Origin of the sequence: Actinomadura viridis, assembly GCF_015751755.1 — a bacterium.
In the GTDB taxonomy this organism is placed as follows: Bacteria; Actinomycetota; Actinomycetes; order Streptosporangiales; family Streptosporangiaceae; genus Spirillospora; species Spirillospora viridis.
In genome coordinates this window covers 4,540,678-4,561,268 of the sequence record NZ_JADOUA010000001.1, presented here as the reverse complement: position 1 = coordinate 4,561,268, position 20,591 = coordinate 4,540,678, and the positions used below count along the sequence as shown (strand labels likewise).

The 20,591-nt window shown below is 72.3% G+C and carries 20 protein-coding genes; 12 read left to right on the top strand and 8 right to left on the bottom strand.

Features of this window, described 5'->3' with window-relative positions:
- Positions 1 to 108: 108 nt before the first annotated feature.
- Positions 109 to 2,160, bottom strand: a complete 2,052-nt coding sequence (gene tkt, locus IW256_RS21120) for a transketolase (RefSeq protein WP_231405012.1) — start codon at positions 2,158 to 2,160, stop codon at positions 109 to 111.
- A 789-nt stretch (positions 2,161 to 2,949) separates the two neighbouring features.
- On the opposite strand from tkt, the gene IW256_RS21115 reads away from it, so the two are divergent.
- From IW256_RS21115 to IW256_RS21105, 3 genes are all read left to right on the top strand, one after another.
- The gene (locus IW256_RS21115; RefSeq protein ID WP_197016446.1) at positions 2,950 to 3,894 is read left to right on the top strand and encodes a heme o synthase; all 945 of its coding nucleotides are present in this window, start codon (positions 2,950 to 2,952) and stop codon (positions 3,892 to 3,894) included.
- 86 nt (positions 3,895 to 3,980) lie between these two features.
- Positions 3,981 to 5,168: a PrsW family intramembrane metalloprotease gene (locus IW256_RS21110; protein ID WP_197012630.1), complete on the top strand. Its 1,188-nt coding sequence runs from the start codon at positions 3,981 to 3,983 to the stop codon at positions 5,166 to 5,168.
- 39 nt (positions 5,169 to 5,207) lie between these two features.
- Entirely contained in the window at positions 5,208 to 6,200 is a 993-nt protein-coding gene (locus tag IW256_RS21105; RefSeq protein ID WP_197012629.1) for a COX15/CtaA family protein, read from the top strand.
- A gap of 52 nt (positions 6,201 to 6,252) precedes the next feature.
- Here IW256_RS21105 and IW256_RS21100 read toward each other — a convergent pair whose 3' ends face one another.
- The 6 genes from IW256_RS21100 to IW256_RS21075 form a co-directional block, all read right to left on the bottom strand.
- Complete coding sequence (locus IW256_RS21100) at positions 6,253 to 6,873, bottom strand: Uma2 family endonuclease (RefSeq protein WP_231403865.1); 621 nt, start codon at positions 6,871 to 6,873, stop codon at positions 6,253 to 6,255.
- Positions 6,874 to 6,980: 107 nt separating this feature from the next.
- Complete coding sequence (gene polX, locus IW256_RS21095) at positions 6,981 to 8,702, bottom strand: DNA polymerase/3'-5' exonuclease PolX (protein WP_197012628.1); 1,722 nt, start codon at positions 8,700 to 8,702, stop codon at positions 6,981 to 6,983.
- Between the two features lie 29 nt (positions 8,703 to 8,731).
- Complete coding sequence (gene prcB, locus IW256_RS21090; RefSeq protein WP_307828983.1) at positions 8,732 to 9,574, bottom strand: proteasome subunit beta; 843 nt, start codon at positions 9,572 to 9,574, stop codon at positions 8,732 to 8,734.
- Positions 9,571 to 10,563, bottom strand: coding sequence for an EamA family transporter (locus IW256_RS21085; protein ID WP_197012627.1), 993 nt, complete (start codon positions 10,561 to 10,563; stop codon positions 9,571 to 9,573). The genes prcB and IW256_RS21085 overlap by 4 nt, the downstream gene beginning before the upstream one ends.
- Positions 10,564 to 10,584: 21 nt before the next feature.
- A complete protein-coding gene (locus tag IW256_RS21080; RefSeq protein WP_197012626.1) occupies positions 10,585 to 11,385 on the bottom strand; it encodes an ABC transporter permease in 801 nt (266 codons plus the stop codon).
- Entirely contained in the window at positions 11,382 to 12,308 is a 927-nt protein-coding gene (locus tag IW256_RS21075) for an ABC transporter ATP-binding protein (protein ID WP_197012625.1), read from the bottom strand. Before IW256_RS21075 ends, IW256_RS21080 begins: the two co-directional genes overlap by 4 nt.
- A 243-nt stretch (positions 12,309 to 12,551) precedes the next feature.
- Here IW256_RS21075 and IW256_RS21070 point away from each other — a divergent pair, with 243 nt between their 5' ends.
- The 9 genes from IW256_RS21070 to IW256_RS21030 all read left to right on the top strand — a co-directional run bounded on the left by IW256_RS21070 (position 12,552) and on the right by IW256_RS21030 (position 19,735).
- Positions 12,552 to 12,770, top strand: coding sequence for a DUF3040 domain-containing protein (locus IW256_RS21070; protein WP_197012624.1), 219 nt, complete (start codon positions 12,552 to 12,554; stop codon positions 12,768 to 12,770).
- 268 nt (positions 12,771 to 13,038) lie between these two features.
- On the top strand, positions 13,039 to 13,788 hold the full coding sequence (locus IW256_RS21065) for a helix-turn-helix transcriptional regulator (RefSeq protein ID WP_231405009.1): 750 nt from the start codon (positions 13,039 to 13,041) through the stop codon (positions 13,786 to 13,788).
- Complete coding sequence (gene sufB, locus IW256_RS21060; protein ID WP_197012623.1) at positions 13,785 to 15,197, top strand: Fe-S cluster assembly protein SufB; 1,413 nt, start codon at positions 13,785 to 13,787, stop codon at positions 15,195 to 15,197. The genes IW256_RS21065 and sufB overlap by 4 nt, the downstream gene beginning before the upstream one ends.
- Complete coding sequence (gene sufD, locus IW256_RS21055) at positions 15,197 to 16,351, top strand: Fe-S cluster assembly protein SufD (RefSeq protein WP_197012622.1); 1,155 nt, start codon at positions 15,197 to 15,199, stop codon at positions 16,349 to 16,351. The genes sufB and sufD overlap by 1 nt, the downstream gene beginning before the upstream one ends.
- Positions 16,348 to 16,665: a non-heme iron oxygenase ferredoxin subunit gene (locus tag IW256_RS21050; RefSeq protein ID WP_197012621.1), complete on the top strand. Its 318-nt coding sequence runs from the start codon at positions 16,348 to 16,350 to the stop codon at positions 16,663 to 16,665. Before sufD ends, IW256_RS21050 begins: the two co-directional genes overlap by 4 nt.
- Before the next feature lie 13 nt (positions 16,666 to 16,678).
- Positions 16,679 to 17,446: a Fe-S cluster assembly ATPase SufC gene (gene sufC / locus IW256_RS21045; RefSeq protein WP_197012620.1), complete on the top strand. Its 768-nt coding sequence runs from the start codon at positions 16,679 to 16,681 to the stop codon at positions 17,444 to 17,446.
- A gap of 46 nt (positions 17,447 to 17,492) precedes the next feature.
- Positions 17,493 to 18,755, top strand: a complete 1,263-nt coding sequence (locus IW256_RS21040) for a cysteine desulfurase (protein WP_197012619.1) — start codon at positions 17,493 to 17,495, stop codon at positions 18,753 to 18,755.
- A gap of 102 nt (positions 18,756 to 18,857) precedes the next feature.
- On the top strand, positions 18,858 to 19,313 hold the full coding sequence (gene sufU / locus IW256_RS21035; RefSeq protein WP_197012618.1) for a Fe-S cluster assembly sulfur transfer protein SufU: 456 nt from the start codon (positions 18,858 to 18,860) through the stop codon (positions 19,311 to 19,313).
- Positions 19,310 to 19,735, top strand: coding sequence for a metal-sulfur cluster assembly factor (locus IW256_RS21030; RefSeq protein ID WP_197012617.1), 426 nt, complete (start codon positions 19,310 to 19,312; stop codon positions 19,733 to 19,735). The genes sufU and IW256_RS21030 overlap by 4 nt, the downstream gene beginning before the upstream one ends.
- Before the next feature lie 147 nt (positions 19,736 to 19,882).
- On the opposite strand, the gene IW256_RS21025 is transcribed toward IW256_RS21030, so the two are convergent.
- Positions 19,883 to 20,473 (bottom strand): hypothetical protein, encoded by a 591-nt coding sequence (locus IW256_RS21025; RefSeq protein WP_197012616.1) that lies wholly within the window; start codon positions 20,471 to 20,473, stop codon positions 19,883 to 19,885.
- Positions 20,474 to 20,591: the final 118 nt, after the last annotated feature.

Below are 20,591 nucleotides of genomic sequence, written 5' to 3'. Positions count from 1 at the left end.
GAGTTGCGGGGGGCGGCTGCGAGCGGGCAACCGGATTGGTGACAGGGGCCGGACCGGCGGCGCGCCCCGTACGGGACCCGGGCCGGGTCGCCGTACGGGGCGGCGCGGTCAGTTCCCCGTGGTCTCGCCGCGTCCCGCGCCGTGCACACCGGCCTTGATCAGGCTGGCGTGGGCGGCGGCCACGACCCGTTCGGCGGTGAGCCCGAACTGCTGGAACAGCGTCCTGTAGTCCGCGGAGGCGCCGAAGTGCTCCAGGCTCACCGACTCGCCGGCGTCACCGACGTAGCCGCGCCAGCCGAACCCGACCCCGGCCTCCACCGACACGCGGGCGGTCACCGACGGCGGCAGCACCTGCTGCTTGTAGGCGTCCTCCTGCGCGTCGAACCACTCCACGCACGGCATCGAGACCACCCGGGTCGGGGTGCCTTCCGCCTCCAGCGTCGCGCGCGCCTCCAGCGCCAGCTCCACCTCGCTGCCGGTCGCGATCAGGATCACCTCGGGACGGCCGTTGGCGGCGTCCACCAGCACGTACCCGCCCTTGGCCACGCCCTCCGCCGAGGCGAGGCCGTCGCCCCGGTCGTAGGTCGGCAGCTTCTGCCGGGTCAGCGCCAGCCCCGCCGGACGGTCGGTGTGCTCCAGGATGGTGCGCCAGGCCACCACCGTCTCGTTGGCGTCGGCGGGCCGCACCACGTCCAGCCCCGGGATCGCGCGCAGCGCCCACAGGTGCTCGACCGGCTGGTGCGTCGGGCCGTCCTCGCCCAGGCCGATGGAGTCGTGCGTCCACACGAACGTCACCGGCAGCTTCATCAGGGCCGCCAGCCGGACCGCCGGACGCATGTAGTCGCTGAAGATCAGGAACGTGCCGCCGTACGGGCGGGTGCCGCCGTGCAGCGCGATCCCGTTGCAGATCGCGCCCATCGCGTGCTCGCGCACCCCGAAGTGCAGCGTGCGGCCGTACCGGTGCCCGGGGAACTCCTTGGTCTGGAACTCCTCGGGGATGAACGACGGCTCGCCCTTCATCGTGGTGTTGTTGCTCTCGGCCAGGTCGGCCGAGCCGCCCCACAGCTCCGGCAGGACCGGGGCCAGCGCCGCCAGGATCTGCCCGGAGGCGGCCCGGGTGGCGATGTCCTTGCCCGCCTCGAACTCCGGCAGCGCCGAGGTCCAGCCGGCCGGCAGCCGGCGCGCCGAGATCCGGTCGAACTCCGCGGCGCGCTGCCCGTGGGCCTCCCGCCACGCCCGGTACTTCTTGTCCCACTCGGCGTGCAGCGCGCGGCCCCGGTCCACGACCTGCCGGGCGTGCTCCAGGACGTCCTCGGGAACGTCGAAGGACACGTCCGGGTCGAGGCCCATCACCTTCTTGGCGGCCGCGACCTCCTCGGCGCCCAGCGCGGAACCGTGGATCTTGCCGGTGTTCTTCTTGTTCGGGGCCGGCCAGCCGATGATCGTGCGCAGCGCGATGAACGACGGCCGCTCGGTGTCGGCCCGGGCCGCCTCCAGCGCCGCGGCCAGCGCCCCGACGTTCTCCTCGTAGTCGCCGTTCACCGTCCAGTCGACGTGGTGCACGTCCCAGCCGTAGGCGGCGTAGCGGGCCTGGACGTCCTCCGACAGGGCGATCGCGGTGTCGTCCTCGATGGAGATGTGGTTGTCGTCGTAGAGCACCACCAGGTTGCCCAGCTTCTGGTGGCCGGCCAGCGCGCTCGCCTCGTGGCTGATGCCCTCCTCGATGTCACCGTCGGAGCAGAACGCCCAGATGGTGTGGTCGAACGGGGACTCGCCGGGGGCGGTGTCGGGGTCGAACAGGCCGCGCTCGCGGCGGGCCGCCATCGCCATGCCCACGGCGTTGGCGAGGCCCTGCCCCAGCGGGCCGGTGGTGGTCTCCACGCCCGCGGTGTGCCCGTGCTCCGGGTGCCCTGGAGTGAGGCTGCCCCACTTGCGCAGGGACTTGAGGTCCTCCAGCGTCATCGGGTAGCCCGACAGGTACAGCTGGATGTAGAGCGTCAGGCTGGAATGCCCGCACGAGAGCACGAACCGGTCGCGGCCCGACCAGGTCGGATCCGTCGGGTCGTGCCGAAGGAACCTCTGGAAGAGCAGGTAGGCGGCCGGCGCGAGGCTCATCGCCGTACCGGGGTGGCCCGAGCCCGCTTCCTCCACCGCGTCCATGGCGAGGGCGCGGACCACGTCCACCGCCCGCCGGTCCAGATCGGACCATTCAAACGTGCTGATGTCCCCACTCACGGAACGCCAGGCTCCTCTCGAACCGAATCGTCGAACCCGGCGGCACCGAACGTCTCGGCGCCGCCGTCTCGCTGGTATCGCACTGCCCTCCGGGACGCCGCCGCGCACCGGACAGGAGTGCGGCACGGCCCACCTTTCCCGAACGTGGCGCGCCCGGCGGGTCTTCCCGGGGGTCCCGGCCGCGGCGCGTTTCGTGCCGCGGCGGCCGGCGCCCCCGATCGCCCCGCCCGGCGGCCGCCGCGCGCGGCCCGGTGAAGATCATGCCCTGCCCTTCCCGAGCCTACCGAACGAGCCGGTGGCCGCCGCCGACACCGGGCACCCCACCTGCCGGTTCCGGCCGGTCCGCCGCCTCGGCGGGGGCCGGGCGGCCCACCGGGCCGGTACGGGGGGTCGTACGTCACTGACGACCCTTGCCCGAAGGGTTCCGGCACTAACCACCCGCCCGGGGGAAGCTCCGGGGGAACCGCGGCCCACCCCGGCGATCAGGCGACCCGCGGCGCGTGGCGGTGCCCCGGTGCTCGACCTCCGGAGTGGGCGGACTACAGTGATTCCGCGGTTGGACACCAGAGGCCGCAGCAGATCTGCCAATCCGAGGTGCGGCCAAATCGCGCGGGGGCACCGCCGAACTGGTACGCGATTTCTCTTGCCTAGTTGGACGTGGACCCGATTGTGACGGTGCTCAGTAACAAGCTCGCGGTCGAGCTCGACGACGAGATGCCGGCGGCACCCCTGTTGCCTCCTGCGGAGGCGGACCGGGCGCCGGCCCGCCGCCGTCCGCTCGGCGCGCTCCTGCGCGCGTACGTGGCGCTGACCAAGCCGCGCGTCATCGAACTGCTCTTGATCACCACCCTGCCGGTGATGTTCCTGGCGGCCCGGGGCGTCCCCCCGCTCGGCACCGCGCTGGCCACCCTGGTGTTCGGCACGCTGTCGGCCGGGGCCGCCAACGCGATCAACTGCTACATCGACCGCGACATCGACGCCAAGATGCGCCGTACCCGCCGCCGCCCGCTGGCCCGGGCCGAGGTGACGCCGACCGAGGCGCTGGTGTTCGGGATCGTGCTCGCCGCCGCCTCGACGGCCGGGTTCCTGCTCACCGTCAACGCCCTCGCCGCGCTGCTGTCGCTGTCGGCGATCCTGTTCTACATCTTCGTCTACTCGCTGCTGCTCAAGCGGAGGACGTCGCAGAACGTCGTGTGGGGCGGCATCGCCGGCTGCATGCCCGTCCTGATCGGCTGGGCCGCCGTCACCGGCGGCCTGGACTGGACCCCGTTCGTGCTGTTCGGCGTGGTGTTCCTGTGGACCCCGCCGCACACCTGGACGCTGGCCATGCGCTACCGCGAGGACTACGCCGTCGCCAAGGTGCCGATGCTGCCCGTGGTGGCCACCGAGCGACGAGTCATCGTGGAGAGTCTGATCTACACCTGGGCCACCGTGGCCTGCTCGCTGGTCCTGTGGCCGGTGGCCGGGATGAGCCCGGTGTACGGGGCGCTGGCGGTCGTGCTCGGCGCCGTCTTCCTGCTGGAGGGCCACCGCCTGCTGCGCGCCGTGATGGCCGGCGTGACCGGCGTCCACCTGCGCCCGATGCGGTTCTTCCACCTCTCCAACGTCTACCTCGCCCTGCTGTTCACGGCGGTGGCGCTCGACCCGCTCTTCACCTGACGCCCGCGTCCGGTTCCGCGCCTGAGCAGGGGCGGAACCGGGATCCGGGCGTCGCCCTGCGTCGACCGGGCGGTTACGCTCACTGGATGGCGCGCATTGATCCCAAAGCGGTGCTCGAAGGGCGTGTCGCGGGGCGCCCGCCCGTCGGTCTGATCGTCGGCCTGACCATCTCGTCGGTCTGCGCCCTCCTGGCGCTGAGCCTGTATGCGCTGGACGGGGGCCCCGGCTTCTGGGCCGGGCTGGTCCTGGCGATCCTGCCGATCCCGCTGCTGGTGTCGCTCGTCCTCACCCTGGACCGGCTGGAGCCCGAGCCTCCCCGGATGCTGGTGTTCTCGTTCATGTGGGGCGCGGGCGTGGCGGTGCTGGGCGCGCTGGTCTTCAACACCCTCGGCATGCTCTACGTCACGGTGCCGGTCTTCGGCGAGGCCAAGGCCCACTTCGTCAGCGCCACGTTCGGCGCCCCGGTGGTCGAGGAACTGCTCAAGGGCGCGGTCCTCTTCGGGATGCTGTGGTTCCGCCGCAACGAGATCGACGGCTTCGTCGACGGCATCATCTACGCGGCCATGGTCGGCTTCGGCTTCGCCATGATGGAGAACGTCACCTACTACGCGCGCGCCTTCGACCAGAACGGCGCGGAGGGCCTCCAGGCCATCTTCGTCCTCCGCGGGATCATCGCCCCGTTCAGCCATCCGCTGTTCACGTCCATGACCGGGCTCGGCGTCGCCTGGGCGGCCACGCACCGCACCCACCGCGTGCTGGCGCCGCTGCTGGGGCTGCTGGCCGCGATGCTCCTGCACGGCCTGTGGAACGGCGCCACCGCGTTCGGGCTGGGCGGGCTGGGCGTGGTGTACGCCCTGGACTTCTGCATCCTGGTCGCGCTGGTGGTGATCGTGCTGCTGGAGCGCCGCGCCACCGTCCGGAGGATCGAGACCTACCTGCCCGCGTACGCCGGGACCGGGCTGGTGACCCCCGCCGACATCCGGATGCTGCACAGCCTGCACTCCCGCCGCGCCGCCCGCCGCTGGGCCCGGGGCGTGGGCGGCCCGGGCGCCGCCCGGGCCATGGGCGACTACCAGCTGGCGGCCACCGAGCTCGCCCTGCTGCACAAGCGCGCCGAACGCGGCGTGGCCGATCCCCGCTGGTTCGAGACCCGGCGCGACTCGCTGCTGAGCCTCATGGCCGTCGCCCGCCAGGCGTTCCTGCGCACCCCGCCCTCGTACGCCCCGCCCTGGGCCCCCGGAGACCCCTCGGGATTCATGCCGCCGCGCGCCTGAACGGGGGTCGGGTCAGCACCTCGCCCGGCCGCCCATACGATGAATGCCGTGGCTGTAGGAAATCCCCTGACCCGTGCGCGCGACGCCGTGTGGCGTCCCACGCCCGCCTCGCTGCGGTTGCTGGCCCTGTTCGGCGTGATCGGCAACGCCGGCATCATCGGCACCGGCGGCGCGGTCCGCGTCACCGAGTCCGGCCTGGGCTGCCCGACGTGGCCGCGCTGCACGGGGGACAGCCTCGTCCCGACGCCCCACCCCGAGCACGCGGCCGTCAACATGGCGATCGAGTTCGGCAACAGGATGCTCACGTTCCTGGTGCTGGCCGTGGGCCTGCTGGTCTTCATCGCCGCCCTGCGCCTGCGCCCGCGCCGCCGCGACCTGCTGCTGCTGGCCGCCGCCCAGCCGCTGAGCGTGGTCGCGCAGGCCATCATCGGCGGCATCGTGGTGCTCACCAAGCTCCACCCGACCTCGGTGTCCCTGCACTTCCTGGTCTCGCCCGCCCTGCTGATCTTCTGCGTGGCCCTGTGGGTCCGCGCCGGCGAGGGCGACGCCCCGCCGCGCCCCCTGGTGAGCCCCATGCTGCGGTGGCTGGCCGTGGCCCTGTGCGCCGCCACCGGCGCCGTCCTGGTCGCCGGCACCGTCGTCACCGGCACCGGCCCGCACGCCGGCGACGCCGACTCCCGCCGCTACGGCTTCAACATCGAGGACGTCACCCGCGTCCACAGCCTCCTGGCCTGGGTCACCGTCGCCCTGACGATCGTGCTGCTGGCCGCCCTGCACCGGGTCAAGGCCCCCGCGCCCCTGCAGCACCGCGTCCGGGAGCTGTTCGCGATCGAGCTGGCCCAGGGCCTCATCGGCTACGTCCAGTACTTCACCGGCGTCCCCGCGCCCCTGGTCATCATGCACATGCTCGGCGCGGCCCTCATGTGGATCGCCGCCCTCCGCGTGATCCTCGCCACCCGCGACCGCGGCCCGCTCCCCGCCGGGACGCCCGCCGCCCCCGCCCCGTCCCGCCCCGAGCACCAGCCCGCCTGAGACCCGGCCGAAGGCCCGGCGCCCGGCCCTCGGCCGCCCGGGCCCGGCCCGTTCAGCCGAGAAGGCGGGCGGGGTCGATGCTGAACGGGAACGGGTCGTCCACCTTGAGGGTCGAACCGGCCGTCACCGACGCCGTGACGTGATAGCGGCCGTCCGCGCCCAGCGTACGGGCGGCCACGACCGGTACGGGTTCCAGATCGATGAGCCAGTAATGGGGAATGCCCGCCCGCGCATACTCGAAGACCTTGTCCACCCGGTCGGTCCTCTCGCTTCCGCTGCGGGGCGAGACGATCTCGATCACCAGTTGGACGTCCATGGCGTCGTAGGCACGGGCGTTTCTCGCGCGCGCGGCCCGAGCCGCGCCGCCATCGACGACGACCAGGTCCGGGACCCGGATCGCCGGTCCGGTGTCGATGTCGAGGGGTCCCTTGACATAGAGGTCGGCGCCGGCGGCCTCGGCGGCACGGTCGAGTGCTCGCTCCAGCACCTTGGCAGCGTGGTCGTGCACTGTGCTCGGCCATGGGGCCACGGTGATCCACCCGTTCACAAGCTCGCGGCGCACGCCCTCGTCGGGCAGCGCGTCAAGGTCATCGATGGTGTACGGCCCGTAGGGCCAGTCCGGGACGGCGATCATCGGTGTCCTCGCGGGAGACGTCGTGGCCACATCGGTCATGCGTAGCTCTCCCCAGTCTGTCAGGTCCTCATGTAGGCGGTGAAGACCGCGTCCTCGCAGAGAGTAGCGCGCTCGCTACGATTCGCGAGAGTGTTCGAGAGAACGCGTCAGGGGGTCTTCTCGAGGAAGGCGCGGAGCTTCTCGAGGGGCCAGGTGTTGATGACGTCGTCGGGGGTGAGCCAGCCGCGCTGGGCGGTGCCGATGCCGTAGCGGATGTTGCGGTGGTCGGCCAGGGAGTGGGCGTCGGTGTCGACGGAGAACTTCACGCCGTGGCGCAGGGCCCGGCGGACCAGGTCGGCGGGCAGGTCGAGCCGGTCGGGGAAGGAGTCGATCTCCAGCGCGGTGCCGGTGCGGGCGGCGGCCTTGAAGACCTCGTCCCAGTCGGCGTCCACCGGGCGGCGCCGGCCGAGGGAACGGGCGGTGGGGTGGCCGATGATGTGGACGTGCGGGTTCTCGCAGGCGCGCACCAGCCGCCGGGTCATGTCGGCCGCGTCCTGGGTGAAGTGGGAGTGGATGGAGGCGACGCAGACGTCGAAGCCCGCCAGGAAGTCGGCGTCCCAGTCGACGCCTCCGTCGGGGTCGATGTTGAGCTCGGTGCCGTGCAGCAGGGTGAGGCCGGGGTGGCGGCCCTGCAGGGCGCGGACGCGTTCGCGCTGGGCCAGCATCTTCTCGTCGGTCATGCGCTGCATGAACAGGTTCGGCGCGTGGTCGGTGACGGCGTAGTAGGACAGGCCGCGCTCGGCGGCGGCCGCGACCATCTCCTCCAGCGTGGCGATGCCGTCGGTGAGGTCGGTGTGGGAGTGCAGGTCGCCGCGGAGGTCCTCGACGGTGACCAGGCGGGGCAGCTCGCCCCGCCGGGCGGCCTCGATCTCGCCGCGGTCCTGGCGGAGCACCGGCGGGATCCAGGGCAGGCCGAGCCGGGCGTAGACCTCCTCCTCGGTCTCGGAGACGATCAGCTCCCCGGACTCGGCGTCGAACAGGCCGTACTCGGAGAGCTTGAGCCCGGCGCGGACGGCGATCTCGCGGGTGCGGACGTTGTGGGCCTGCGAGCCGGTGAAGTACTGCAGGGCGGCGCCCCAGGACTCGGGCGGGACGACCCGCAGGTCGACCTGCAGGCCCTGGGCGGTGCGGACGGAGGTCTTCTTGTCGCCGCCCCCGATCACCTCGGCGACGAAGGGCAGGGCGGTGAACGCCTCCATGATCGGCCGGGGCTCGGTGGCGGCGGCCAGGATGTCGACGTCGCCGATGGTCTCCCGCATCCGCCGCAGCGAGCCGGCGTACGTGCAGCGCAGGCAGCCGGGCAGGGCGGACAGGGCCGCCACGATCTCCTCGGCCAGCTCGGCCGCCACGTCGATGAGCACCCGGTCGCCGGACTGCCGCATCAGCTCGATGCCGTGGAGGATGTTCTCCTCGGTCTTGGCGCCGAACCCCTTGAGGCCGCGCAGCCGGCCCGCGCCGATCGCCTCGGCCAGCTCGTCGACCGAGGCGACGCCCAGCTCCTCGTACAGGGTCAGGGCCTTCTTCGGGCCGAGGGTGGGGATCGCGGTCAGCGCGCGCACCCCCGCCGGGATTTGGGCGCGCAGCTCCTCGACCTGCCGGATGGTGCCGGTGGTGGTGTAGTCGAGCAGCTTCTTGGCGATGGCGTCGCCGACGGTGGGGATCCTCCGCAGCCCGGCCAGGTCCAGCCCGGCGATGTCGTCGGGGTGGCCGGCGACGGCGCGCGCGGCCTTCTCGTAGGCCCTGATCTTGAAAGCGTCCCCGCCGGTGATCGAGAGCAGGTCCGCCAACTCCTGGATGAGGGCCGCCGCCTCATCGTTCGCCCGTGCCATGCGGCGAGTCTAGGCGCGGGGTACGACAGTCAGCGCAGGGGCGCGACCGGCCCGTCCGGGCGCTCCAGGCGGGCCTCGATCACCGCGTCGGCGATCTCCGCGACCTGCTCCTCGGGCAGCCGCCGGTAACCGTCGGCGGTGACCGCCGACACCGCCGGGTACAGGCGCCGGGCCCGGTCGGGTCCGCCGGTGGCGGTGTCGTCGTCGGCCGCGTCGTAGAGCGCCTGGACGCACACCGTGGCCGCGTCCTCGACGCTCAGGTCGGGCCGGTAGAGCTTCTTCAGCGCGCCGGAGGCGTACGGGGAGCCCGAGCCCTCGGCGTGGTAGTGCCGGGCCTCGGACGGCGAGCCGGTGATGTCGTAGGTGAAGATCCTGCCCTCGCCGGTGTCCGGGTCGACCCCGGCGAACAGCGGCACCACCGCCAGCCCCTGCAGGGCCTGGGCGAGGTTGGCCTGGATGACGGCGCCGAGCCGGCGGGCCTTGCCCGGCAGCGACAGCGGGACGGTCTCCATCTTCTCGTAGTGCTCCAGCTCGACCTGGAAGAGCCGGACCATCTCCAGCGCCAGGCCGACGGTCCCGGCGAAGGCCACCACCGAGTGCTCGTCGGCGCGCTGGACCTTCTCCAGCTCGCGGTAGGCGATCTGGTGGCCGCGGGTGGCGCGGCGGTCGCCGGCCATCATCACCCCGCCCGGGAAGGTCAGGGCCAGGACGGTCGTGCCGTGCGGCAGGTCGAGCCCCGTGCCGTTCTCGCCGGGGACGCGGTTGACGGGGAGCATCTCGGGGGAGTGGACCCGCAGGAAGTCGACGAACGACGGCGTGCCCGCCTCGAAGTACTCGGGCGGAAGCCCCTGTCCCTCTGCCCAGCCGGTCACGGTGGCCCCTCTCCGACGTGTCTCCGACGTTCGTCCTCCGAAGATCCTTCCACGTCGCCGGACGGTCCCGCCACCGCGCCGCCCGGACCGAGGGCGGCACCGGCGCAGGCGACGATGACGCAGCCGATCGCCACCCACTGGCGGCCGGTGAGGATCTCGCCCAGCAGCACCACGCCGACCAGCGCGGCCACGGCCGGCTCCAGGCTCATCAGGATCCCGAAGACCCGGGCGGGCATGCGCCGCAGCGCCTCCAGCTCCAGCGAGTACGGGATCACCGAGGACAGCAGCCCCACCCCGATGCCCAGGGCGAGCAGCCGCGGGTCCAGCAGCGCGGACCCTCCCTCGGCCACCCCCACCGGCAGGATGGCGAACGTCCCGACGACGCTGGCCAGGGCCAGGCCGGAGGAGCCCGCGAAGCGGCGCCCGGTGGCGGCGCTGAGCAGGATGTAGGCGGCCCAGCAGGCCCCGGCGAGCAGGGCGAAGCCGATGCCGACCAGGTCCGCCTCGCCGCCGCCGCGGGCGAGCATGACCACCCCGGCGCCGGCCAGGACGGCCCACGCCAGGTCGCGGGCACGGCGCGAGGCCACGATCGAGACCAGCAGCGGCCCGAGGAACTCGATGGTGACCGCCATGCCCAGCGGGATGCGGGAGAACGACTGGTAGATGGAGTAGTTCATGAGCGCGAGCGACAGGCCGAAGCAGCCCGCGACGGCCAGGCTCCGGCGCGAATGGTCGCGCAGCACGCCCCGCAGCGCCCCGCGGGCCAGGAAGCCCAGGACGACGGCGGAGGTGAGCAGCCGCATGAGCACCATCGCGCTCGGCGGCATCCGGTCGAACAGGTGCTTGGCCAGGCCCGCCCCGACCTGGAGGGACATGATGCCCAGCAGGATCAGCGCGGGCGGCGGGAGGGCCCCGAACGACAGGGCCCGCAGGCGAGGGGAGAACCCGCCCACGCGGCCGTGGGAGCCGGGGGCCTCAGCGAGCGCCATCGGCAGCTGTCCCTTCGCCGGTCATTCCCATCGGAAGAAGCGGGCCGCCAGGGCCAGGCCGGCGGCGGCCCACACCGCCAGGACGAGCAGGGCCCCGCCGGGAAGCGCCGCGCCGTCCTGGAGGACCTGCCGCAGCCCGTCGGCCAGGGCCGAGATCGGCAGCAGCTCCAGCGCGGAACGGACGGCCTCCGGGAAGCGGTCCAGCGGGAACACCACGCCCCCGACCGCCAGCAGCAGCACGTACACCAGGTTCGCGGCGGCGAGCGTGGCCTCGGCGCGCAGCGTCCCGGCCATCAGCAGGCCGAAGCCGCTGAACGCGGCGGTGCCGAGCAGGATCAGCGCCAGCACCGACAGCGGGTCGCCGTGCGGGCTCCAGCCCAGGGCCAGCGCCACCGCGCAGATCACCGCGGCCTGCAAGGCCTCGACGGCCAGGACGGTGAGGGTCTTGGCGGCGATCAGCCCGGAACGGGGCAGCGGGGTGGCGCCCAGCCGCTTCAGCACGCCGTACCGGCGTTCGAACCCTGTGCCGATGGCCTGCCCGGTGAACGCGGTCGACATCACGGCGAGCGCGAGGATCCCGGGCGCCAGGAAGTCGACGCGGCGGCCCGGGCCGAGATCCAGCAGGGTCGTCGCGCCGAAGAGGGCCAGCAGGACCACCGGGATGACCAGGGTGAGGAGCAGCTGCTCACCGTTGCGCAGCTGGGAGCGCAGCTCGTAGCCGGTCTGCGCCAGGATCATCCGGAGGAGCGGGGCGGCGCCGGGGGCCGGGGCGAGGTCGAGCGCGGCCGGCCGGGACGCCGACGGGGTGGAGGAGGCGGTCATGCCCTCAGCTCCCGGCCGGTCAGCTCCAGGAAGACGTCCTCCAGCGTGCGCCGCTCGATCCGCAGTTCCTCGGCCATGACGCCGTGCGAGGCGCACCAGGCGGTCACCGTGGCCAGCAGCTCGGGCCGGACGTCGCCCTCGACCAGGTAGTGGCCCGCCGGGGACTCCTTGGCGGCGCTGCCCACGGGGAGCGCCGCCAGCAGCTCCTCCAGCCCCAGCCCTGGACGCGCCCGGAACCGCAGCTGGCGCTCGGCGCCGGCCAGCTCGTCGGGGCCGCCCTGGGCCACGACCTTGCCGTGGTCGACGATGACGACGTGGTCGGCCAAGCGTTCGGCCTCCTCCATGTAGTGGGTGGTGAGCACGACCGCCACCCCGGCGGCGCGGAGCTCCTCGATCAGCTCCCAGGTGGCGTGCCGGGCCTGCGGGTCCAGGCCGGTGGTGGGCTCGTCCAGGAAGACCAGCTCGGGCCGTCCGACGAGGGCGACCGCCAGGGAGAGCCGCTGCTGCTGCCCGCCGGACAGTCGGCGGTACGGGGTGCGCGCGTGGCCGCTGAGGCCGAGCCGGTCCAGCAGGGCCGCCGGGTCGAGGGGCGCGCTGTGGAACGAGGCGATCAGCCGCAGGAACTCCCCGGCCCGCGCCGTCCCGGGAACGCCGCCGGACTGCGGCATCACGCCCACGCGCGGCTTGAGGGCCCGGGCGTCGCTCACGGGGTCGAGCCCGAGCACCCGGACCGTTCCGGCGTCCGCGCGCCGGAACCCCTCGCAGATCTCGATCGTGGTGGTCTTCCCGGCGCCGTTGGGCCCCAGCAGCGCGGTGACGGCGCCCCGGCCGGCGCGCAGGGAGAGCCCGTCCACGGCGGTCCGCGCGCCGTAGCGCTTGACCAGTTCGACGAGCTCGACCGCGCTCTCACCAGGGGGTGCCATGGACCCGAGTTTAGGACCGCCCCGGGACGCCGCGGCCTCCGGAGCCGGGGCAGGGCGCCGCCGGGCCCGATCCGGCGCGCGATACGTCCGGGGGAGGCCGAGGCGAGGCCGTGACCTTGGAGGACGCGCGGCAAGAACAAGGTCAAGAATTGGACATACAACATAAAAGCGGATAAACCCGTTTCATCACCTTCTACTGCCCGTGCTCCGACGTGGGGCCGGATCGTCGTACCTGGGGGAGAGATGGCGCTGACGGCGGACGAGATCCGTACGCTGAACGAGATCGCGCGGCGGACCGCCGAGGAGGACCCCGAGTTCGTCCTGCACCTGACGTCCTTCGGCGCCCCGCGGCCCCGAGGCCGCGCGCTCCCGTCGCGCCGCACGATCGTTCCGTGGGTGATGGCCGGCGTCCTGCTGGCGGCGGGCGTGGTGATCGCGTCCCGGCCCGTCCGGCGCGTCTGAGCCCGCCCGGTCCTCCGGTGCTTCCGTAGCCAGCCGGCGTCCCCGGCTTTCCGGCCCCCGCCCACGGGGTTCAAAGTCGCGTCCGGATTGCGGCAAGAGGCGTGCGTGCCGTGTCACGCCGCCGTGTCACGCCGCCGTGCCGCCCCACCCTCGCGTCCATGCATCTTAGGTAAGGCTTACCTGCGTGAGCCATGACATGTAGTGGCTATTGGCCCGCGGGAAGGAATTACGGCACACTGATGTTGTGAAAAACGTGGGCGAGAAGACGATGGGGGTCACCGAGCGCGACACACGCGCCCGGGTGGCCCGGCTCGTCCTCGAACACGGTCCCATCACCGCCTCCGCGCTCGGCGACCGGGTCGGCCTGACCCCGGCCGCCATCCGGCGTCATCTGGACGCGCTGCTGGCCGAAGGCATGATCGAGATCCGCCGCGCCCGGCCGCAGACGCGGCGCGGGCGGGGGCGGCCGGCCAAGTGGTTCGCCATCACCGACGCCGGGCGCAGCGCGTTCGTGCACGCCTACGACGACCTGGCCACCAGCGCGCTGCGCTTCCTGGCCGAGAAGGCGGGCGAGCGGGCGGTGACGGAGTTCGCGCGGCGGCAGATCGCCGACCTGGAGCGCCGCTACCTGCCGGTCGTGCAGGAGGCGCCGCCGCACCTGCGGGTGCGCAAGCTGGCCGAGGCGCTCTCGGGCGACGGCTACGCCGCGGCGGCGGCCAAGGGTCCCCGTCCCGGCGGCGGCGAGCAGCTGTGCCAGCATCACTGCCCGGTCGCGCACGTCGCCGCGGAGTTCCCGCAGCTGTGCGAGGCCGAGACCGAGGCGTTCAGTCGCCTGCTGGGCACCCCCGTCCAGCGGCTGGCGACCATCGCCCACGGTGACGGGATCTGCACCACCCACGTCAGTCCCCGGTCACTCCGCGGAGAAGCGGGGGAAGGGGCACCGGAGGGCCCGGCGCAGGCCGGCCCGAAGGCGATCGACGACATTTCCGACGAGGAGTCCGGGAGGACCTCCCTATGACTACGGCAGCCCACCCGGAGCTGGAAGGGCTCGACAGGTACAAGTTCGGCTGGGCCGATCCCGACGCGGCCGGAGCCTCGGCCCGTCGCGGCCTGAACGAAGAGGTCGTGCGCGACATCTCCGCCAAGAAGGACGAGCCCGACTGGATGCTCGACCTGCGCCTCAAGGGGCTGCGGCTGTTCGCCAAGAAGCCCATGCCGACCTGGGGCTCGGACCTGTCGGAGATCGACTTCGACAACATCAAGTACTTCGTCCGCTCCACGGAGAAGCAGGCGGCGTCCTGGGAGGACCTTCCCGCCGACATCAAGAACACCTACGACAAGCTCGGCATCCCCGAGGCGGAGAAGCAGCGCCTCATCGCCGGGGTCGCGGCCCAGTACGAGTCCGAGGTCGTCTACCACAAGATCCGTGAGGACCTGGAGGAGAAGGGCGTCCTGTTCCTGGACACCGACACCGGGCTGCGCGAGCACCCGGAGATCTTCCAGGAGTACTTCGGCTCGGTGATCCCGGTCGGCGACAACAAGTTCGCCGCGCTCAACACCGCGGTGTGGTCGGGCGGCTCGTTCATCTACGTCCCGCCGGGCGTCCACGTGGAGATCCCGCTCCAGGCCTACTTCCGGATCAACACCGAGAACATGGGCCAGTTCGAGCGGACCCTGATCATCGCCGACGAGGGCTCCTACGTCCACTACGTCGAGGGCTGCACGGCGCCGATCTACAAGTCCGACTCCCTGCACTCGGCCGTGGTGGAGATCGTGGTGAAGAAGGACGCCCGCGTCCGCTACACCACGATCCAGAACTGGTCGAACAACGTCTACAACCTGGTGACCAAGCGCGCCGTCGCCTACGAGGGCGCCACCATGGAGTGGGTCGACGGCAACATCGGCTCCAAGGTCACCATGAAGTACCCGGCGGTCTACCTGCTGGGCGAGCACGCCAAGGGCGAGACGCTGTCGATCGCGTTCTCCGGCGAGGGCCAGCACCAGGACGCGGGCGCCAAGATGGTGCACGCCGCGCCCAACACCTCCAGCACCATCGTCTCCAAGTCGGTGGCGCGCGGCGGCGGCCGCACCTCCTACCGGGGCCTGGTGCAGATCCAGGAGGGCGCCCGGCACAGCAAGTCCACGGTCAAGTGCGACGCGCTGCTGGTCGACCAGATCAGCCGTTCCGACACCTACCCCTACGTCGACGTCCGCGAGGACGACGCCGAGATGGGCCACGAGGCCACCGTCTCCAAGGTGTCGGAGGACCAGCTGTTCTACCTGATGAGCCGCGGCCTCAACGAGGACGAGGCGATGGCGATGATCGTGCGCGGGTTCGTCGAGCCGATCGCGCGCGAGCTGCCCATGGAGTACGCCCTCGAGCTCAACCGGCTGATCGAGCTGCAGATGGAAGGAGCCGTCGGCTGATGGGGCTCCAGCAGCGGCCCGTCTCGACCCTGCACGAGCGGGCCTCCTACGACGTCGCCGATTTCGAGGTCCCCACGGGCCGCGAGGAGGAGTGGCGGTTCACCCCGCTGCGGCGGCTGCGCGGCCTGCACAACGGCACCGCCGACGGCGACGGCAAGGTCCTGGTGGAGATCGAGGCGGCCCCCGAGGTCACCGTCGAGACCGCCGGCCGCGGCGACGCCCGGCTCGGCCGGGCCTACGTGCCGGCCGACCGGGTCAGCGCGCAGGCGTGGGCCTCGTTCGCCGAGGCGACCGTCGTCACCGTGCCGAAGGAGACCGTCGCGTCACGCCCGACCGTGCTCCGGCTGAACGGCGAGGACGCCACGGCGGCGGCCTACGGCCACATCACCGTGATCCTCGAGCCGTTCGCCGAGGCCACCGTGGTGCTGGCGCACCGCGGCTCGGCCACCTACGCCGACAACGTCGAGTTCGTCGTCGGCGACGGCGCCCGGCTCTCGGTCATCAGCCTGCAGGACTGGGCCGACGACAGCGTGCACGTGTCCCACCAGCACGCCCGGCTGGGCCGCGACGCCCGGTTCGTCTCGCACAACGTGACCCTGGGCGGCGACCTGGTCCGGCTCTCCCCGTCGGTGTCCTACGACGCGCCCGGCGGCGACGCCGAGCTGTACGGGGTGTACTTCGCCGACGGCGGCCAGCACCTGGAGCACCGGCTGCTGGTCGACCACGCGGTGCCGCACTGCCGCAGCCGCGTCGACTACCGCGGCGCCCTGCAGGACCAGGACGCGCACGTGGTCTGGATCGGCGACGTGATCATCAGGGCCGAGGCCGAGGGCACCGACACCTACGAGCTCAACCGCAACCTGGTGCTGACCGACGGCACCCGGGTCGACTCGGTGCCCAACCTGGAGATCCTGACCGGCGAGGTCGCGGGGGCCGGGCACGCTTCGGCGTCCGGGCGGCTGGACGACGAGCACCTGTTCTACCTCCAGGCCCGTGGGATCCCCCACGACGAGGCCCGCCGCATGGTCGTCCGGGGCTTCCTCGGGCAGCTCATCGAGCGGATCGAGGTGGAGGACGTCCGGGTCAAGGTGGCCGAGGCGATCGAGGCCGAGCTGGACCGGGGCGCCGCCGACGGGGGTGCCCGCGGCCGATGAGCTACGTCAAGGTGTGCCCCCTGGCCGAGATCCCCGCCGACGGGGCGCTCGGCGTCGAGATCGACGACACACCGGTGGCGCTGGTGCGCAGCGGTGACGACGTGTACGCGGTGAACGACATCTGCTCGCACGCGGAGGTCTCGCTCTCCGAGGGCGAGGTCTACAACGGCACGATCGAGTGCTGGCTGCACGGCTCCTGCTTCGACCTGCGCAGCGGCAAGCCCACCAACCCGCCGGCCACGCAGCCGGTCGCCACGTACAAGGTGAAGGTCGAGGACGGCGACGTGTACGTCTCGCTCGGCTCCGACGACTGAGAGAGCAAGGATCATGACCACCCTAGAGATTCGCGACCTCCACGTCTCGGTCGCCGAAGGCGCCGACGGGACCAAGGAGATCCTGCGCGGGGTCGATCTGACCGTGAAGGCCGGCGAGACCCACGCGATCATGGGCCCGAACGGCTCCGGCAAGTCCACCCTCGCCTACGCGATCGCGGGCCATCCCAAGTACCTGGTGACCTCCGGCTCCGTCACGCTGGACGGCGAGGACCTGCTGGAGATGAGCGTCGACGAGCGCGCCCGCGCCGGGCTGTTCCTGGCGATGCAGTACCCGGTGGAGGTGCCCGGGGTCTCGGTGTCGAACTTCCTGCGCTCGGCGGTCACCGCCGTCCGCGGCGAGGCGCCCAAGCTGCGCGAGTTCAGCAAGGAGATGAAGCAGGCGATGGCCGCGCTGGCCATCGACCCGGCCTTCGCCCAGCGCTCGCTCAACGAGGGCTTCTCCGGCGGTGAGAAGAAGCGGCACGAGATCCTGCAGCTCGAGCTGCTCAAGCCGAGGATCGCGGTGCTGGACGAGACCGACTCCGGCCTGGACGTCGACGCCCTCAAGGTCGTGTCCGAGGGCGTCAACCGGTTCGGCGGCTCCGGCGAGACCGGGGTGCTGCTGATCACCCACTACACCCGCATCCTGCGGTACGTGAAGCCCGACTTCGTGCACGTGTTCGCCGGCGGCCGGGTCGTCGCCGAGGGCGGCCCCGAGCTGGCCGAGCAGCTGGAGAACGAGGGCTACGAGAAGTACGTGAAGGCGGGCGCGGCGCTATGAGCCGGCCGGCCGCCGAGCTACGAGGACGGCGAGGGGGGAGAACGTCATGACGCTGCTTCCGGAGGAGCTCAAGAAGGACTTCCCGCTGCTGTCGCGCACCGTCCGGGGCGGACGGGACCTGGTCTACCTCGACTCGGGGGCGACCTCGCAGAAGCCCGTCCGGGTGCTGGACGCCGAGCGGGAGTTCTACGAGCGGCACAACGCGGCGCCGCACCGCGGGGCGCACCTGCTGGCCGAGGAGGCCACCGCCGCCTACGAGGACGCACGCGCCACCATCGCCTCGTTCATCGGCGGTGTGCCCGGCGAGATCGTGTTCACCAAGAACGCGACAGAGGCGATCAACCTGGTCGCGTACGCGATGAGCAACGCCGCCACCGCGGGCCCCGAGTCGGAACGGTTCAAGGTCGGCCCCGGCGACGAGATCCTCGTCTCGGAGATGGAGCACCACGCCAACCTGGTGCCCTGGCAGCAGCTGTGCGCGCGGACCGGGGCGACGCTGCGCTGGTTCGGCATCACCGACGACGGCCGGCTGGACCTGGACCGGCTGGACACGCTGGTGACCGAGCGCACCCGCCTGATCGCGCTCACCCACCAGTCGAACGTGCTGGGCACCGTCCCGCCGATCGACCTGATCGGCGCGCGGGCCCGCGAGGTCGGGGCGCTGCTGCTGCTGGACGGCGCGCAGTCGGTGCCGCACCAGCCGGTCGACGTGGCGTCCCTGGGCGCCGACTTCCTGGTGTTCTCCGGGCACAAGATGCTCGGCCCGACCGGGATCGGCGTCCTGTGGGCCCGCCGCGAGCTGCTGGAGGCCATGCCGCCGTTCATCACCGGCGGGTCCATGATCGAGGTGGTCCGGATGGAGGGCTCCACCTTCATGCCGCCGCCGCAGCGGTTCGAGGCCGGGGTGCCGATGACCGCCCAGGCGATCGGGCTGGCCGCGGCCTGCGACTACCTGACCGAGCTGGGCATGGACCGGGTGCACGCGCACGAGGAGGCGCTGATCGCCTACTCGCTGGAGCGGCTCGGCGAGATCCCGGGCGTGCGGGTCATCGGCCCGGTCAGCACCGACGCCCGCGGCGGCGCGGTGTCGTTCACGGTGGACGACATCCACCCGCACGACGTCGGGCAGGTCCTCGACGAACTGGGCGTCGCGATCCGGGTGGGGCACCACTGCGCCTGGCCGATCTGCCGCAGGTTCAACATCCCGGCCACGACCCGCGCGACGTTCTACCTCTACAACACCCTCGCCGACGTGGACGCCCTCACCGACGGGGTCAGGCACGCGCAGAAGTTCTTCGGCACGCACTAGCGGCGCGGCCCGGCCCCGGGGGCGGAGGCGTCCCGGGGCCGGAACAGCCCGGGCCGGGGGCGGGTTGTAGCCCACGAAGGCTCTTCACAGGAAAAGGACGTCATGCAGCTGGAGGCGATGTACCAGGAGGTCATCCTGGATCATTACCGCAACCCTCTTCACAAGGGGTTGCGGGAGCCCTACGAGGGCGAGGCGCACCACGTCAACCCGACCTGCGGTGACGAGGTGACGCTCCGCGTCCATCTCGACGGCGAGGGGGAGGGCGCCCGCGTCGCGGACGTCTCCTACGACGCCATGGGCTGCTCGATCAGCCAGGCGAGCGCGTCGGTGATGAGCGACCTGGTCATCGGCAAGTCCGTCAAGGAGGCGATGGCGGTCGGTGACGAGTTCCTGGCGCTGATGCAGTCGCGGGGCCAGGGCGAGCCCGACGAGGACGTGCTGGAGGACGCCATCGCCTTCGCCGGGGTCTCCCAGTACCCCGCCAGGATCAAGTGCGCCCTGCTCGCCTGGATGGCGTGGAAGGACGCGACCGCCCGAGCACTCGGAGAGGCATCATGAGCGACAACCCCGCCACCGGCACCCAGAACGCCGAGACCACCGACGCCGCGGCGGCCGAGCCCGCCGAGGCCACGGCGGGCTCGGAGGCCGCCGCCGGGACCGGCGAGGTCGCCGGCACCGAGGCCGAGGAGGAGATCCTCGAGGCCCTGCGTGACGTGGTCGACCCCGAGCTGGGCATCAACGTGGTCGATCTCGGCCTGGTGTACGGCGTGAACCTGGCCGACGACGTGGCCACCCTGGACATGACGCTGACCAGCGCCGCCTGCCCGCTCACCGACGTGATCGAGGACCAGGCCGCCAGCGCCCTGGAGGGCCTGGCCAAGGACGTCAAGATCAACTGGGTGTGGCTGCCGCCGTGGGGGCCGGACAAGATCACCGAGGATGGCCGCGACCAGCTGCGCGCCCTCGGCTTCAACGTCTGAGCACCCGCGACGTCCGCATACTCGCGACGTCCGAATACTCGCAAGTTCCGCGCGAACGAGCCGGGCCCGCCTCCGATCGGGAAGCGGGTCCGGCTCGTCGTGCGTACGGGTTTCTCCGGGCCCCGGCGCGGCCGCGGGCGCGCCGGGTCAGCGGCGCCGGGCGGGCCCGGCGGGGGTACGGGCGGAGTCCTGCTCGACCTGGCCGGGCTTGGGCCTGCTCGGCCACAGGGTGTGGGAGATCGGCCACAGCGACCAGATGGCCAGGACCATGAGCAGCCGCAGCGTCCAGCCGAGCAGCGCCTCGGTGCGCTCCGCGTCCCCGACCACGACGATCATGGACAGCAGGACCCCGCAGGCGACCGCCGTGGCGGCGGTGGCCTTGGCGAACTCCCTCCACTCGTACACGACGCGCGCCCGGCCGTGCTCGGGCTTGCGGCGGGGCGGCGGGCCGCCGGCGAACCGGTGCGCGAACCGCTCGTCGGCCCAGCGCACCATGCTGTGTCCGAAGGCGACCGAGTAACCGAGGTAGGCGGCCGACAGGCCGTGGGTGAAGTTCGCCGCCGCGCCGCCGCGCAGGTCCATCACCGTCGCGGTCAGCAGCACCACGTCCACCAGTGGGACGCAGATCAGCAGCGCGGCGCCGAGCCGGCGGCGGCGCAGCAGGTAGCGGGTGGCCAGCCCGGCGAGCAGGATCAGCCAGAAGCCGATCTCGCAAGCCACGATCAGCGCGAGCAGCATCTGCCCACTCCCTTCCACGGCCGGAGGCCGCTGAGATTGCCGTCATGTCCCTTCCATGCTGGCGTGGCGGGCCCGCCGGCACCTCCTCAGAGCAGCCGAAAACGGGTGTCCTCCGAAC

What these genes read in the sequence shown, in the direction of transcription:
- IW256_RS21040 (WP_197012619.1), top strand. Translation starts at nt 17,493, where the DNA reads ATGACGCTGCTTCCGGAGGAGCTCAAGAAGGACTTCCCGCTGCTGTCG.
- IW256_RS21070 (WP_197012624.1), top strand. Translation starts at nt 12,552, where the DNA reads ATGGCGCTGACGGCGGACGAGATCCGTACGCTGAACGAGATCGCGCGG.
- IW256_RS21025 (WP_197012616.1), bottom strand. Translation starts at nt 20,473, where the DNA reads ATGCTGCTCGCGCTGATCGTGGCTTGCGAGATCGGCTTCTGGCTGATC.
- IW256_RS21085 (WP_197012627.1), bottom strand. Translation starts at nt 10,563, where the DNA reads ATGGCGCTCGCTGAGGCCCCCGGCTCCCACGGCCGCGTGGGCGGGTTC.
- IW256_RS21115 (WP_197016446.1), top strand. Translation starts at nt 2,950, where the DNA reads ATGCCGGCGGCACCCCTGTTGCCTCCTGCGGAGGCGGACCGGGCGCCG.
- IW256_RS21065 (WP_231405009.1), top strand. Translation starts at nt 13,039, where the DNA reads ATGGGGGTCACCGAGCGCGACACACGCGCCCGGGTGGCCCGGCTCGTC.
- IW256_RS21080 (WP_197012626.1), bottom strand. Translation starts at nt 11,385, where the DNA reads ATGACCGCCTCCTCCACCCCGTCGGCGTCCCGGCCGGCCGCGCTCGAC.
- IW256_RS21075 (WP_197012625.1), bottom strand. Translation starts at nt 12,308, where the DNA reads ATGGCACCCCCTGGTGAGAGCGCGGTCGAGCTCGTCGAACTGGTCAAG.
- sufD (WP_197012622.1), top strand. Translation starts at nt 15,197, where the DNA reads ATGGGGCTCCAGCAGCGGCCCGTCTCGACCCTGCACGAGCGGGCCTCC.
- sufC (WP_197012620.1), top strand. Translation starts at nt 16,679, where the DNA reads ATGACCACCCTAGAGATTCGCGACCTCCACGTCTCGGTCGCCGAAGGC.
- tkt (WP_231405012.1), bottom strand. Translation starts at nt 2,160, where the DNA reads ATGGACGCGGTGGAGGAAGCGGGCTCGGGCCACCCCGGTACGGCGATG.
- IW256_RS21050 (WP_197012621.1), top strand. Translation starts at nt 16,348, where the DNA reads ATGAGCTACGTCAAGGTGTGCCCCCTGGCCGAGATCCCCGCCGACGGG.
- IW256_RS21105 (WP_197012629.1), top strand. Translation starts at nt 5,208, where the DNA reads ATGAATGCCGTGGCTGTAGGAAATCCCCTGACCCGTGCGCGCGACGCC.
- IW256_RS21100 (WP_231403865.1), bottom strand. Translation starts at nt 6,873, where the DNA reads ATGACCGATGTGGCCACGACGTCTCCCGCGAGGACACCGATGATCGCC.
- sufU (WP_197012618.1), top strand. Translation starts at nt 18,858, where the DNA reads ATGCAGCTGGAGGCGATGTACCAGGAGGTCATCCTGGATCATTACCGC.
- polX (WP_197012628.1), bottom strand. Translation starts at nt 8,702, where the DNA reads ATGGCACGGGCGAACGATGAGGCGGCGGCCCTCATCCAGGAGTTGGCG.
- IW256_RS21030 (WP_197012617.1), top strand. Translation starts at nt 19,310, where the DNA reads ATGAGCGACAACCCCGCCACCGGCACCCAGAACGCCGAGACCACCGAC.
- sufB (WP_197012623.1), top strand. Translation starts at nt 13,785, where the DNA reads ATGACTACGGCAGCCCACCCGGAGCTGGAAGGGCTCGACAGGTACAAG.
- IW256_RS21110 (WP_197012630.1), top strand. Translation starts at nt 3,981, where the DNA reads ATGGCGCGCATTGATCCCAAAGCGGTGCTCGAAGGGCGTGTCGCGGGG.